Genomic DNA, 13,308 nt, shown 5'->3' with positions numbered 1-13,308 from the left:
ATGTTTTATCTAGTGATCATCTTATTAATATGCTCTGTAGGTATAAATATAATTCTTTTCCGAAGTCGAGTAAATCAAAGGGCTGAAGTTAAATACATAAGAAATAAACTTGAAAAAATTGTTAGTGAAGAAACAGGCGAGAGGTTATTGCTTTACACGAACGATAAATATATAAAATCCTTGTTAATACAAATAAATCGTCTTTTAGACCACAATCAAAAGGTCATAGGGAATTATAACAGTATAGAGCTTTCAATGAGGAAAATGCTATCAAATATTTCCCACGATTTAAAGACGCCTCTAACCGTTATTCTAGGTTATATTGAAATTATAAATAATGATAAAAACTTAACTCAAGAAAAGATTATGAATTTATTAAAAACCGTTAATTTAAAAACTGTAGAAGTCTTAGATTTAATAAACCGCTTTTTTGAACTTGTAAAACTAGAGTCCGGAGATAAAAAATTAAGCTCTTCAAGAATTGATATATGCGAGATTAGCCGAAAAATCATATTGGACTATTACGAAATTCTAATAAATAAGGAATTCGAGGTCGTTATTGATATACCAGAAGAACCTGTCTTTGTTAGCGGAGATGAAGGTGCTATTGAGAGGGTTCTAAATAATTTAATTTCTAATGCTGTTCAATATGGAGCCCATGGTAAAATGATTGGTTTAAAGATTAGCATAATGGAAAAGGATGTTTGTGTAGGAGTGTCAGACAAAGGAAAAGGGATAAATGAATCACATAAAGATCGAGTCTTTGAACGAATGTATACTTTGGAGGACTCAAGGAATACCCATTACCAAGGAAGTGGATTAGGACTAACCATTACTAAAAGGTTAGTAGAGCAAATGGGAGGAAGTATATTTTTAAATAGTATACCCTTTGAAAAGACAACTTTTACGGTATGTCTAAAACGCCTTAAGTTTTAGTAATAGAAAATTATGAGGAGCCTTTATCAAATACAACTTATTTTTTAGTATTAATTACACTCTATATGAGGAAAGAGCTTCTCGTTAATATGGATAAAGGATAAAATAGCGAACAAGTAAAAAAGACAAGTTATTAGACTTGTCCTTTTATGTTTATGAAGCAACAGAATATCGGTTTTTAGAAGTTCCTCTTCCTCTTAATCCATCATCATTTGTTAATCGATAAGTATATTTAGAGGCTCCAACATATTTGGAAAAGTATTGCTACTATTAGTATATGATACTTAACAGGTTTTTCATGAATTTTAGATACTGTTTCATAAGGAAAGAGGCTAGTTTGAAAGATAAGGTAATAGGAAACGAGAGAAAGTAAATAAGTATCTCTGTATCTAAAAGGGGGTAATAGGGTTTGAATCCAAAAGCTATAGAAAAGCTTATATTTGCTCTAGTAGGGATTCTTCTTGCCTTATTTCTTTTTGTTTGGGGTCCTATGGAACTATCCCGTTCAACTAGTAGATGGATTATAGCGGGTTATATAGTTTTGTATGTTATTTATCGCTTTATAGTAGATATTAATAAATTAAAAAAGGGAGGAACAGATTAAATTGTTCCTCCTTTTATGTTATTATATGTTTGTGGTATATTTTAACATTGATTATAATACTTTCCTTAGTGTTAGTTAGTACATATACCAAGTATCATCAAATTATATTTAGGATGGTGATGAAATTGGGTATTAGCTCGATTTTTTTACTAGGCATGATTGGAATTATGCTTTTATTAGTCTTTAGACGAAAAGTTCTTTCTTTGGTAAAACAAGAAAGTAAATTGGTAAAGAGTCTACAACAAAAATCTTGGTTTCATAATCCATATTCAAGCGGCATTGTATTGTTTCTATGGAATACTCTGATGACAGCTATTGTGGCTCTTTTGATCTTTACACTTATGATTACAGAAATCTATATTCCTTATCTTCATATTGTGATTTTTGGATTAGGGACACTATCATGCATCTTGGCATGGGCAACATTTAGTGCAGCTTGGGTTGGTTCTAAGAAAAGTCGACTCACAATGGCTAGTATCGGAAGTAGCTTCTATGTCCTATTAGGTATGTATGGGTTATATGAATACATCACTTTAAAACCTTCTTATCCTGGAGAAGATGTATTTATGGCTGCTTTAGGCTTTATGGGTGTTATGATTGTTGCTGCGGTAGCATTGATGACTTGCTTCTTATTTATTGGATTTCAAAAGAAGGAAGCAACACATTAATAAAATAAAGAGAAAAAGGGACTCTAATTTTAGAGTCCCTTTTCTCTTTAAGACTCAAAACATTTCTACATAAGTCAACGAGAATAAAGCTAAATGAAATCCCTCACTAGTCAAAAGACAACCAGTGAGGGATTTCATTTAGTTTTTTAAGCTATCTTACAGCTTAGCCGCCATCTCTTCCAACTTCCGATAATCCGCCTTCCCGCTCCCAAGCAGCGGTACTGAATCAATCGTATGAATTTGACTCGGTATATATAGAGAAGAGACTTTCTTACTTTTAATAAACTTTCGCAGCTCCTTACTGTCAACATCCTGAACTGTAGTATAGAGAATAATTTTTTCTCCTTTTCGCTTATCCTGAACGCTGACCGCATAGAAATTAGAGTCGCCAAAACATTGGAAGGCTAGATCCTCAACTCCGTTGAGCGATACCATTTCACCAGCGATTTTGGAGAAACGTTTTAAGCGAGAGAGGATATGAAGATAACCTTCCTCATCAATTTTCGCAATATCGCCTGTATTGTACCATTCGCTGCTCGGAATAAAGCCTTCATTATGAATCATATAGCCTTTCATAACGTTAGGCCCTTTCACAAGCAAGTTTCCGCCTTCTGTAATGCCTTCAACTTTCTCAATTTTGGCATCCATTAACGGAAGAATCTTTCCAACACTGCCGAATTTATTATATGTTGGCGTGTTTAGCGCAATAATTGGAGACGTTTCGGTTGCTCCATAGCCTTGCAGAATTTCAATTGAGAACTTCTTTTTATACGTTTCAAACACGTCTTCTTTGAGCTTTTCACCACCAGCGACCACATACTTCAATGAGGCAAAATCGTCCGGCTCCGCATATTTCGCATACTGATCAAAAAACGTATTGGTCGCAATCGTAATCGTGCTCTTATGTTTCTTAATCATTTTCGGAATTTCTTTATAATGAAGCGGTGACGGATAAAGAAACGCTTTTACATTGAAAATAAGCGGTAAAATAATGCACACCGTCATCCCGAAAGAATGAAAGAGTGGAAGGGGATTGAAAATCTTATCGTCTTCCGTAATGTCAATCACTTCGAGCGCTTGCTTGATGTTCGCGTATACATTTCGATGTGACAAAACAACACCTTTTGGCTTGTTTTCAGTCCCTGATGTAAACAGAATCACTTCTTCTTTGGAAGCTTTTACAGGGCAAGATATTTTCGTTTCGAGAAACCCTTTGATTTTATGTGAAAGCGCAAGATTGTCTTTTAAATCTTCCACGTAAATAATATGTACTTTCTTTTCCATTTCTTCAATAACCATACTAAGTCCAGCCACTTTGATAAATGTTTTTGAGGTAATTACCGTTTTCAAAGAAGTTGTCTCAATACAATCCAACAAGCTTTGCGCACCCATTGAAAAATTCAAGATACACGGAACTTGCCCGTTTTTAAACAGGGAAAAGAGCGCAATGGCTTGCCCTGTAACGTTCGGTAGGAAAAGACCAACCCTTTCTTCTCCATTTGTTGCTTGTAAAATCTTCTGGCTTAAAACATTTACGCTTAATAAAACTTTCTTATATGTTAAAGCACCGTTTAAATCCTCTAAAATGACTTTCTTCGGATTTTTCTTTGCCTGTGTCCTCAGCTCTTTGTACAAATTAATTCTCTCTGGTATCTCTAAAACCACAATAAACCCCTCCACAATAACTGCTTTTCTTATATCATATGTATTTACTCCAGGCTCTATCATACCTGTTTCTTACGTTCTCAACAAGGTTTGGATTGTGAAGCGAGAGAAAGGTCATAGGAATGCGGGGGAAAATGCGAAAAAAGTATCTTGGTTACAAGTTTTATAATAAAGAAAGTTAGTTTTACCTCCTCGGAGAAAGAAGAGAAATGAAAACCCAAGCAAAACTTTATGAAATTAAAGAGAGGCTGTAAATAGCCCTTTTCCTTTTAAATGGGAAATATTAGAATGTAGAAGAGATACGATATACATATATTTTGATAAGGGGGAATGATGAGTGAATATAAATAAAAACTTTGATTTTGATCGGGCAATGGGGAACGTAAAAGCAAATTTTGCAGTGGAAGGCTTGGAGTTTACAGATGAAAAAGTTGAACTCATTCATCGGAGATTTACGGGGGAAATTACAGAGGAAGAATTTAAAAAAATGGTGATGGAGATGCACGGGGAAAATCTTGATATAGGATAGAGAGGAGAGCAGGGCATAATAATTACTCCTATAAAAGAACATAAAAAACAAGGGAGCGGCGCTTCCTTGTTTTTTATAGTTTTTTAATGACTATAGGAGCTAAAAAAAGATTAATGAATAGGACGATAAAAGCAAAAAAAGTAATATAATCTATTGGAATAGCGCTTTGGCCTGTGAATTTTATGAGCATTGAACCAATTAACAGGATACCATTAGAAATAATAAAAAGAAAACCTGTAAACTTAAAGTGCATCTTTTCCGTTCTCTCATCACTATCAGGTTCTTTTGATTTGGAGCTTGGTTTTTTAATGCTTAGAAATAAAAAAACAAGAGCACTATAAGCAATCATAACGCCAAAAGACCAAAGAAGTAGATCTATAAAATCACTCTTGTTCCACGTATATCCGTTCATTTCGAAGTAAGTAAATATTTGAGTACAAATAAATATTGCTGCAAAAGTTCCGATTAAGTTGAATGCTTTCTTCATTATTTATCCTCCTCCACATCAACTAACTCAAAAAGATCTTCTACTTTACAATCAAAGAATTTACAAAGCCTTAAAGCAAGTTCCAAACTCGGATTAAATTTCTGTTTCTCAATCGCAATTAGAGATTGACGAGTGATTAAAACAGCTGCAGCTAACTCTCTTTGTGTAATATCGCGTACTACTCGATATTCTCTCACTCTATTTATTAACACAGGCAGGCCTCCTGCTTTTTTCTTATAAATGAATTATACCATTTTGTTACAATTAGTAAACATATATTTACATAAAGTAAAGTTAACTTTACCTATGGAAGATAAAAAAGAGACCGAAGTCTCTTTTGTGAAGAAGTTATGTAGTTTGCTCAGACTCTTTCTGTTTCTGTTGTTTTACAGCTAATACAAGAGCAGTAGCATTCAATGTCGCTCCAATAAAAACAGTAGCTGCTTCAACAACATCATTTCTAGCAAAACGTAAAGTTCCTAATAAAGTCATTTTCTCAATTACAAGGCAAGGCATTACGCCAACTCCTTTTTTATGCTTAAAAAAGGGAGGAATTGTTTGTAATAAAAAGTGCAGGAGGTTAATTGTAAAGACTATAACTATATTACTGAAGGGTAAAATTTACTTTTATGGTATTATATATACAAAAGTTTGTTTAGCTAGGGAAAATGAGTATTGAATAAGGTAATATAACGAAAGGAAGTTTTTATGGCAAGAAGATACAATTTATGGTCTTTTTATTTATGTTTAATATGTTTAATATTTTCATTGAGCTTAGTTTTTTCAGATTGGTCAGTAGCTCCGCCTGTTTATATTCTTTGGATATTTACCTTGGTAGCCTTAATTTTAGGGCTGTTCGGATTTGAAGATGAAACGAATAAACGATCAAGATTAAGAAGTTTATTTACTTTTATTTTCTCATCATTACTTCTTCTCATTCTTTTTCTTGTGGCACTTCGTGTGTTTTTTGTCTCAGAGGACTTGTTTAAAACAACCCATTCCCCTAATAACAACTACAAAATAGAATTTTATCTTACCAATGGCGGAGCCACAACATCGTTTGGTGTCCTAGGTAAATTAGATGGTCCACTATGGTTTGAGAAAACAGTTTACGACGATTATAGAATGGATCATGCTGATGTGAAGTGGATAAATAATCATACGTTCTCGATAAACAATCATATTTTGGACTTAAAAAAAGGAGAAACATATTCTGAGTGATTAGAAGTTTTGAAGTGAATGGGCTAATATATGCTTTCACCTTCGTTAATTATTGGGGAGAATGGAATAACAAAAACAGCCTTTTCTCGATAGAGTGGCTGTTTTTATATTTTTTATAAGAACGTTACCTTAATTAGAAGATTTGCTGGCAAGAAATATAGAAGGGGAAACTTGGATAGCAAGTTAATGTATAAAATTCTAGATAAGTTTGAAGGGAGAGTACGACTTGAAAAAGAAACGATGGATTTTTGCATTGGTTATAGTAATAGCTGCTGTTGGTTTCTATAGCTTTATAAAGTTTAATCCGCCTATAGAAATAAATACACTTGGTATGAGTCAAAGTCAAAAATCTGTTGTTGTCGGAATTGGCAACACAGGGTTTAGCAAAATGAAGATATTAAATGTCTCGGTCAACAATAATGAAAAACCTGTAGAAGCTAAGGTGCAGGTTAGTAACGATTTCAAAGGATTGGTCATAACTGAAGATTTCCATAGTAAAGAAGCAAGAGAGTTTGGATTCACAAATATAAAGAATGTAACTATTCCAACTAAAACATCTTTCTCTGAGCGAGAGAAGGATGTGGATAACAAAAATTATGAGATTTATGGAATTAGTGCCCTGCATAATAAAGCAATCCATACAGTTTATATAAAGTACCGTTATCTTGGGATATCGTTTGAAGAAAAGGTTTCCATTGGTTCTTAATAAGATTATAGTGGTATTCTAAAATAGCGAATACATAGTAAAGAATATGCAAACCATTTTCTTAAAAAGTGGGAGTGATAATATGGAGTTTTATGGAATGGTTTCCGTGTGGTTTGGAGTTTCTGAATCATTTCAAAATCTTGAGGAATATGTTGATATAGGATATACAAAAGATGGAGATGCAATAGACTCGAAGTTTGGTACGAACTTTGAATTTGGCTATTATGATGAAGATAACATTGAAATTTGTTTTAACGAAGATCCTCAAAATAATATAGAAGATATTTTAAGTGATTTTTCTTATAGTGAACAATTTATCCCTAGAATAAAAGAATTAATAAATAGCGAGAGTTTATCACACGATATTAATTCTGTTATTGTGCTTTATAATTTTAAATATAGTGAAGTAAAAAGTGAAGACAAATCTAAAAATATAGAGATGAAATTTATTGGTACTGTACCGTATGAATAACTCTTACAATTTGTAACTTCCAGAATGAGGTGGCTAGTCTATGAATAATAAAATTTTACAAATGATAAGTGGATACGAGGAAGATAAAGATTTTTTTGGAGAAGCTTCTGAAGAGGCCCTAATAGAGGAAGAAATTGGGTTAGAAGTGAATTTTCCACCACAATATAGAGAATACGTTAAAAAATATGGTTCTGGAGGCATTTGTGGAGTTGATATACTTGGTGTTGAGGGAGAAGCAGATGGCTCATCTGTTATTGAACAAACAGAGCGGCGTAGAAAACAGAGTTTACCTAAAAAATATATTGTAATAGAAAATGTTGATGAGTTTGTCTACTGCCTAAGCACAGTAGAGGAATATAAAGTTATTCGATGGAGTGGTATAACCAAAGAGGAAATAGAAAGATATACAACTTTTAATGAATATTTACAAGACAGCTTCCAAGAAGTAATTAACAACTGGGAAAAAATGATAAATTATAAGAAATTAATTAAGTTATTCACTAATAATGAAAAAAGAGATCTAGAATCATAAAATTACTTCTAAATCCCTTTATAGATCCAATTGTCCCCAATGTGTCCCCAGAAAATCTGTACCACTAAAAAACAAATAGCATATTATATAGAAAAAAGCTTGATTTATCAAGGTTTTAGCTGCTACTGTTTATAGAAATATAAGGGGATTAACCCCCTGACTTCTACGCTGCCAGCGTAGAGATTAAAATTTTCTATAGTTTTATGCTATAAATACATTTTTTAAAAATATTGAATTATAAAGAGTACAAAAATTTTATTTTGTAAGATATGATAAATGAGGATAATAAATAGATTATTAAAAATTAAAACGATAAAATAGCTTTAGTTTGCGAGTTTCTGACCGGGGGATTACACATGAGTTACACATTCGAATCAATTGCACAACTTGAACACTCAACGGAATTTGCAAATTTACATAAGAAGTTTCATCAATTTAACCCTCTAAAGGTACTAAGGGTGAGCCAGTTTGAAATTCGCCACTCAAATGTTTTAGGGTGGTTAATAGATCCAGATGAAAATCATCAGTTTGGGAGTTTTTTTATAAAAAAACTATTATCGCGTTTAATTACAAGAAGTGAGAATGAAGAAAAGTTAGAAACTATAGATTACTTACCATTTCTCTATTCTTCTTTAACAGATGCAGTAGTTTATCGTGAAGTAAAAACATCTACAGGGCGCTTTATTGATCTGTTAGTAGAACTTCCTGCACTCAAAGTAGTTCTTATTATAGAAAATAAGTTCCACGCTTCAGAGTCAGAGAATCAGCTAAAGGATTACTTGGACTACGTAAAAACTCAGTATAGTGATTACACGATAGTACCTGTATACCTTACAATAGCAAGTGATGCACCTTCACATCCTGATTATTGGTCTTTAGATTACTATGATGTAATGGATATTATCACTCAGCATTTAGAGTTAAATCATGAAGTAATAGCGGATAATATCTATGATTTCCTTAGCTACTATACAGCTATCTTACGTGAAGAACTAGTTGAAGATAATGAATCAATAGAAATGGCACTTAAAGTGTATCAAATGAATCAAAAAGCTATTGATCTTTTATTTGTAAGCCAACATCAGGAGCTTCGTAAACAACCACGGTTTAAAGAATTATACAATGGGATTAATGATTTATCAGTGAATGAACAATCTGCTTTAAAACGCATTTATGAAAAAAAGAAAAAGACAATAGATTATATTTTCACTATTGGAAGTAATGTTTTACGTCAAGCATTTCTAAAATTTGCTCATATAGAAGAACTCCCTGAAGAAGTTTATAATGCCCATATAAGAGTTCCTAACTTCATTCTTCCAGAGTGGCTAGATTTTGAGGATATAGTAGGGAAACCGGAAGCAGAGTATTGGCTAGGATCTGGTTTAATCATTTGGTTTGAGCGAACTTGGAATGATTACTTAAAGATTAATGTAGAGGTAGGTCCAGTTCCTTATGAAAATCGTCTGCAGTTGTTAAATGTTCTTGAAGATCAAGGCGTGTTTTTCCGTACTTCTGCAAAATTAGAAGGGAAAAAGTATACTAAAATTTACACTGAATTAACATCTATAGATGATTGGGCTAATAAACAAAAGATTGTAGAGGGAATGGAAAAGTTATATAACAATGACAGTTTTAATGAGTTATTAGCACAAATTGCAGCTACTATAGAAAACTTAAAGGAGAAAGAGCAAGATTGTTACGAAGTTGACTTTATAGAAGAAAGCATTCTAGATACTAGGTCAAAACAACGAATGATCCCAAGGGATGCTTTTATTAAATTTGTGCTGAATCGAGGGATTTCTGAAGAATATTATAAAATACAGAATTATAACTCTTCATTTCTTGTTCCAGTCTTTAGAGACCTTGAGAAAGTATATGGTCCAACACGCATGAAATGGTGGTGGCATGACAGTACTTTCACTTACTGGTTTGAACGATTAAAGGATGGCCGCCTAAAATTAATTTTAGAATTAGGACCTTTAGTTGTAGAGAAACGGTTGTTAATTGTGAAGCAGCTCGAGGAAATGGGAGTAAGTTTTTCTGTGAAATCAAAACAGCCTACAGCTAGATATACGCGTGTTTTTTCAGACAGCACAGTCATAAATAATTGGGAAGATGTAGAGGAAGTGTATCAAGCAATGGAGGGGTTATTTGGACAGGTTGAGAACCGAAATCTTTTAACGATAATTAAAAGTTTGGGGTAGACGATGTTGAAATCGTGACGGATTTGTAATTGCAGCTGCCTAATTAAAAAATGCTCTTGCTAGTTAAAATAAACATTTGCCATTTTGATCCTGATTTCGTTAAAAAGTACTTTTGCGATTTCGGGTTCTTTTTATTGTTTAACCCTTGTCAATCCAGTGTTCTTCCAATTTTCTTTTCCGTATTTTTAGCAAAACTTTATTTTAACTCGAACAGTGAAATGCTAGTTGATGGGGTGAATTTTAGCAGGAGATATTTTAGTTTTACAAAGATTGCGAAGTTAAAATAAACATTTCCTATCCAAACCCCGACTTTGTTAAGATAAACAGTTCAATCAGATTGATAAAAAGTGATTAAATATGGTATAAGTGTAAAAGAAGCAAGGACATCTTGCTTTTTAATTTTAGGATAGCGGGTTGGCCCCGTATCCCGTAGTGAGAGGATTGGAATTGAAATATGAAAGACAATTTTTGGCGTGATTTGCCACGACCTTTCTTTATACTAGCACCAATGGAAGAGGTGACGGATGTTGTTTTTCGTCATGTAGTGAGTGAGGCAGCTAGACCTGATGTGTTTTTTACAGAGTTTACAAACACGGAGAGTTATTGTCACCCAGATGGGATGCAAAGTGTGCGTGGACGTTTGACTTTTACAGAAGATGAACAACCAATTGTAGCCCATATATGGGGGGACAAGCCTGAATATTTTCGCCAAATGAGTATTGGTATGGCGGAGCTAGGCTATAAGGGTATAGATATCAATATGGGCTGTCCTGTACCTAACGTAACAAAGAACGGGAAGGGAAGTGGCCTTATCCTTCGTCCGGAAGTTGCGGCAGATTTAATACAAGCAGCAAAAGCAGGAGGATTGCCCGTAAGTGTCAAAACAAGGCTTGGGTACACAGATGTAGACGAATGGCGCGACTGGCTAACACACATCTTGAAACAAGACATTGTCAATCTTTCCATTCATCTGCGTACAAGACAGGAAATGAGCAAAGTAGATGCTCATTGGGAGCTAATCCCAGAGATTAAGAAACTTCGTGACGAGGTGGCACCAGATACACTGTTGACAATCAATGGGGATATCCCTGACCGTCAAACTGGCTTAAAGCTCGCTCAACAATATGGTATTGATGGAGTGATGATTGGGCGTGGTATTTTCAGCAATCCATTTGCCTTTGAAAAGGAGCCGAAAGATCATAGTAGTAAGGAATTGCTTGATCTCTTAAGGTTGCATCTGGATCTCCATGATAAATATTCAAGCTTAGGGCTACGTCCGTTTAAGGCGCTTCATCGCTTTTTTAAGATATATGTTCGTGGATTCAGAGGGGCAAGTGAATTAAGAAATCAATTAATGAGCACAGAGTCAACAGATGAAGTGCGTGCATTGCTTGATCACTTTGAGTCAAAGAATCTTGATGTAATAGGAGAACAGTAGAAGTGTCCCCATTCAAAGTAAAAGCGAAGTAGGACGTTCACCTCCTTGCTAAAGAACAAGTTTGCAAAAAATGATTTGTAAAAGTAATAAAAATAAAAGCGGGAAACCTTGAATGATCAATGGTTTCCCGCTTTTTCTCATTTTATATTTGAGTTACATATAATCATAAACAGAATCATCAAAATAGAGCCAGTGATAATATTCAATTTGTGGATCTGTCATATTAGAAATTTCTCTCTCATTAAATTTTTGTTGCTCAATTAATTTCTGTGCTTTTGAATTTCTTTCAGCTTGGCTCATTTTAAATCCTCCTTATAGTATGAAAAGTAACAAAGTGTTTAAGTTTTGAAAGCGTTTTCTTTTTCTTGTTTTTATTATACATCTCAAATTGAGATTAAACCAATATCAATTTGAGATGATTCTTCAGAAAATGATATAGAAATTAGAAGTGTTACTGATCTACGCCCTTTGAAGAGGTTAAAGAGGCAAGATCGAATGGCAAAAGCCTATGTTTTGTTAAGGGTTATGGATTCGATTCAATAAGTTGGATACAAAAAAGTGAGGATTATGCTGCTTTTCGAGGTTGACCAGCGAAAGTTTAGGGAGTCAGCGCAAGTAGGGGGAGGGAAATTCTAGCTGAGAGAGGGGACTAAAAGGAGTTTTTCAGGAAGTAGTCTGTGACAATTTAGTCTCTATTTGGAAAATTTCTCATTATTTTGTAGTGGACAATTGCGGAAACCAATCGTCCATAGGGAAAGTTCTTGAGCCGTACAGGCTTTTCTTATAGCAAAAACGTAGATTTTCCAGGTTGTTTTTTACCTAAGAGTTAGCTAGCTTTATTTAAAGCGAACAGTTATAAAATAAACTATTTAAACTAACCATGCAGCTGAAATTCAGGGATCACAAATTCATTTACACTAAATTCTTATATTAACTATTATAAAGGTACATAAATGATTTTTACTTTGCTTATAATATTATCCTTTTAGAAAACTCTACACAAAAAGTAGAATTTCAAGGGTTGGAGGCTATTAAAGGAGAAGGTTGATGTTTCATTTAATAAATAATACATAAAATATCCTCTTGCTATTATAAAGAGAAGCTCAAGAAAGAATGATTTTATTGAATTGCCTATAGAAAAACACTAAATAGTAAAAAAATTAGGTATTACAAGGATACTATGCTATACTGAGTTTACCATTTGCTTTACCAATTACTATTCTTGTTTCGATATTCCCTATTCATTCGTGAATAGGGTTTTTATTATGTTTTTAAATTTTGAGGAAAATAAAAAACAGACTCTACGAGTAGAATCTGTTTGTATGTTTGGGTTAATTACGCTTTTTGAACGTTAGTAGCTTGAGGTCCGCGTTGACCTTGTTCTACTTCAAAAGTTACAGCTTGACCTTCGTCTAAAGATTTGAAGCCTTCGCCTTGGATTGCTGAGAAATGTACGAATACATCGTCTCCATTTTCACGTTCGATAAATCCAAAACCTTTGTCTGCGTTAAACCACTTTACTTTACCTTGTTCCATTATTGTTGCCTCCTCGTGTGCTATGCACACATTGTGTTACTATTCCTGCTCAAATCTTCAGACGAAAGTTGTTAACTTATCAATCTTCGCCGAACAAAAATAATTCTTCTTAAATGTAACAGAAACAATCAGGGATTGCAAGTAAAGATGAAAATTAAGTAATAAGCGCTAAATATTTTCAAAAATAAAAGAAGATTTTTATCAAGTGGATCTTGAACAGTTTACTATTTAATATGCGTAAGGGCCTCGAAAAACATATCTGCAAAGATGTGAGTTGTGGGGGGATTTGAATCTTCTCAATTGCGGTTAT

The 13,308-nt window shown here is 33.7% G+C and carries 16 protein-coding genes; 10 read left to right on the top strand and 6 right to left on the bottom strand.

The features are described from left to right. The 3 genes from BM012_RS16990 (at nucleotide 1) to BM012_RS16980 (ending at nucleotide 2,208) form a co-directional block, all read left to right on the top strand. Nucleotides 1-936, top strand: a complete 936-nt coding sequence (locus BM012_RS16990; RefSeq protein ID WP_061805834.1) for a sensor histidine kinase — start codon at nucleotides 1-3, stop codon at nucleotides 934-936. A gap of 409 nt (nucleotides 937-1,345) precedes the next feature. Then, entirely contained in the window at nucleotides 1,346-1,540 is a 195-nt protein-coding gene (locus BM012_RS16985) for a hypothetical protein (RefSeq protein ID WP_061805833.1), read from the top strand. 125 nt (nucleotides 1,541-1,665) lie between these two features. After that, nucleotides 1,666-2,208 carry a hypothetical protein gene (locus BM012_RS16980; protein ID WP_061805832.1) on the top strand — a complete coding sequence of 181 codons (543 nt, stop codon included), beginning with the start codon at nucleotides 1,666-1,668 and terminating at the stop codon, nucleotides 2,206-2,208. A gap of 156 nt (nucleotides 2,209-2,364) precedes the next feature. Here BM012_RS16980 and BM012_RS16975 read toward each other — a convergent pair whose 3' ends face one another. Next, the gene (locus tag BM012_RS16975; RefSeq protein ID WP_061805938.1) at nucleotides 2,365-3,873 is read right to left on the bottom strand and encodes an AMP-binding protein; all 1,509 of its coding nucleotides are present in this window, start codon (nucleotides 3,871-3,873) and stop codon (nucleotides 2,365-2,367) included. 337 nt (nucleotides 3,874-4,210) lie between these two features. On the opposite strand from BM012_RS16975, the gene BM012_RS16970 reads away from it, so the two are divergent. Further along, nucleotides 4,211-4,402, top strand: a complete 192-nt coding sequence (locus BM012_RS16970; RefSeq protein WP_061805831.1) for an antitoxin VbhA family protein — start codon at nucleotides 4,211-4,213, stop codon at nucleotides 4,400-4,402. A 73-nt stretch (nucleotides 4,403-4,475) separates the two neighbouring features. Here BM012_RS16970 and BM012_RS16965 read toward each other — a convergent pair whose 3' ends face one another. The 3 genes from BM012_RS16965 to BM012_RS26505 form a co-directional block, all read right to left on the bottom strand. Then, nucleotides 4,476-4,889 carry a hypothetical protein gene (locus tag BM012_RS16965; RefSeq protein WP_061805830.1) on the bottom strand — a complete coding sequence of 138 codons (414 nt, stop codon included), beginning with the start codon at nucleotides 4,887-4,889 and terminating at the stop codon, nucleotides 4,476-4,478. After that, nucleotides 4,889-5,101 carry a helix-turn-helix transcriptional regulator gene (locus BM012_RS16960; protein ID WP_061805829.1) on the bottom strand — a complete coding sequence of 71 codons (213 nt, stop codon included), beginning with the start codon at nucleotides 5,099-5,101 and terminating at the stop codon, nucleotides 4,889-4,891. Before BM012_RS16960 ends, BM012_RS16965 begins: the two co-directional genes overlap by 1 nt. Before the next feature lie 136 nt (nucleotides 5,102-5,237). Beyond that, nucleotides 5,238-5,405, bottom strand: coding sequence for a hypothetical protein (locus tag BM012_RS26505; protein WP_161939331.1), 168 nt, complete (start codon nucleotides 5,403-5,405; stop codon nucleotides 5,238-5,240). Nucleotides 5,406-5,720: 315 nt separating this feature from the next. Between BM012_RS26505 and BM012_RS26500 the strand changes: the two genes are divergently transcribed. The 6 genes from BM012_RS26500 to BM012_RS16930 all read left to right on the top strand — a co-directional run bounded on the left by BM012_RS26500 (nucleotide 5,721) and on the right by BM012_RS16930 (nucleotide 11,462). Further along, nucleotides 5,721-6,110 (top strand): DUF5412 family protein, encoded by a 390-nt coding sequence (locus tag BM012_RS26500; RefSeq protein ID WP_235606198.1) that lies wholly within the window; start codon nucleotides 5,721-5,723, stop codon nucleotides 6,108-6,110. A gap of 226 nt (nucleotides 6,111-6,336) precedes the next feature. Then, complete coding sequence (locus tag BM012_RS16950) at nucleotides 6,337-6,816, top strand: hypothetical protein (RefSeq protein WP_061805828.1); 480 nt, start codon at nucleotides 6,337-6,339, stop codon at nucleotides 6,814-6,816. An 82-nt stretch (nucleotides 6,817-6,898) separates the two neighbouring features. Further along, nucleotides 6,899-7,288, top strand: a complete 390-nt coding sequence (locus BM012_RS16945; RefSeq protein WP_061805827.1) for an immunity 22 family protein — start codon at nucleotides 6,899-6,901, stop codon at nucleotides 7,286-7,288. A 40-nt stretch (nucleotides 7,289-7,328) separates the two neighbouring features. Next, nucleotides 7,329-7,820 (top strand): SMI1/KNR4 family protein, encoded by a 492-nt coding sequence (locus BM012_RS16940; RefSeq protein WP_082802644.1) that lies wholly within the window; start codon nucleotides 7,329-7,331, stop codon nucleotides 7,818-7,820. A 356-nt stretch (nucleotides 7,821-8,176) separates the two neighbouring features. Next, complete coding sequence (locus BM012_RS16935; protein WP_061805826.1) at nucleotides 8,177-10,024, top strand: PDDEXK-like family protein; 1,848 nt, start codon at nucleotides 8,177-8,179, stop codon at nucleotides 10,022-10,024. A 454-nt stretch (nucleotides 10,025-10,478) separates the two neighbouring features. Further along, nucleotides 10,479-11,462, top strand: a complete 984-nt coding sequence (locus BM012_RS16930) for a tRNA dihydrouridine synthase (protein ID WP_061805825.1) — start codon at nucleotides 10,479-10,481, stop codon at nucleotides 11,460-11,462. Nucleotides 11,463-11,615: 153 nt separating this feature from the next. Here the strand turns inward: BM012_RS16930 and BM012_RS26140 are convergent, their stop codons facing one another. Further along, a complete protein-coding gene (locus tag BM012_RS26140; RefSeq protein ID WP_139210367.1) occupies nucleotides 11,616-11,762 on the bottom strand; it encodes a BH0509 family protein in 147 nt (48 codons plus the stop codon). A gap of 1,035 nt (nucleotides 11,763-12,797) precedes the next feature. Next, nucleotides 12,798-12,998, bottom strand: coding sequence for a cold-shock protein (locus BM012_RS16925; RefSeq protein WP_019394549.1), 201 nt, complete (start codon nucleotides 12,996-12,998; stop codon nucleotides 12,798-12,800). Nucleotides 12,999-13,308 lie beyond the last annotated feature (310 nt).

It is taken from the genome of Priestia endophytica DSM 13796, assembly GCF_900115845.1.
Classification (GTDB): domain Bacteria; phylum Bacillota; class Bacilli; order Bacillales; family Bacillaceae_H; genus Bacillus_I; species Bacillus_I endophytica.
Note: the sequence above shows the minus strand (reverse complement) of the source record. Positions and strands in the feature narration are given on the sequence as shown.

Bases quoted from the DNA above. Each gene is read 5' to 3' on its own strand.
- BM012_RS16965 (WP_061805830.1), bottom strand. From the start codon at position 4,889: ATGAAGAAAGCATTCAACTTAATCGGAACTTTTGCAGCAATATTTATT.
- BM012_RS26505 (WP_161939331.1), bottom strand. From the start codon at position 5,405: ATGCCTTGCCTTGTAATTGAGAAAATGACTTTATTAGGAACTTTACGT.
- BM012_RS16945 (WP_061805827.1), top strand. From the start codon at position 6,899: ATGGAGTTTTATGGAATGGTTTCCGTGTGGTTTGGAGTTTCTGAATCA.
- BM012_RS16935 (WP_061805826.1), top strand. From the start codon at position 8,177: ATGAGTTACACATTCGAATCAATTGCACAACTTGAACACTCAACGGAA.
- BM012_RS16940 (WP_082802644.1), top strand. From the start codon at position 7,329: ATGAATAATAAAATTTTACAAATGATAAGTGGATACGAGGAAGATAAA.
- BM012_RS16930 (WP_061805825.1), top strand. From the start codon at position 10,479: ATGAAAGACAATTTTTGGCGTGATTTGCCACGACCTTTCTTTATACTA.
- BM012_RS26140 (WP_139210367.1), bottom strand. From the start codon at position 11,762: ATGAGCCAAGCTGAAAGAAATTCAAAAGCACAGAAATTAATTGAGCAA.
- BM012_RS16925 (WP_019394549.1), bottom strand. From the start codon at position 12,998: ATGGAACAAGGTAAAGTAAAGTGGTTTAACGCAGACAAAGGTTTTGGA.
- BM012_RS16990 (WP_061805834.1), top strand. From the start codon at position 1: ATGTTTTATCTAGTGATCATCTTATTAATATGCTCTGTAGGTATAAAT.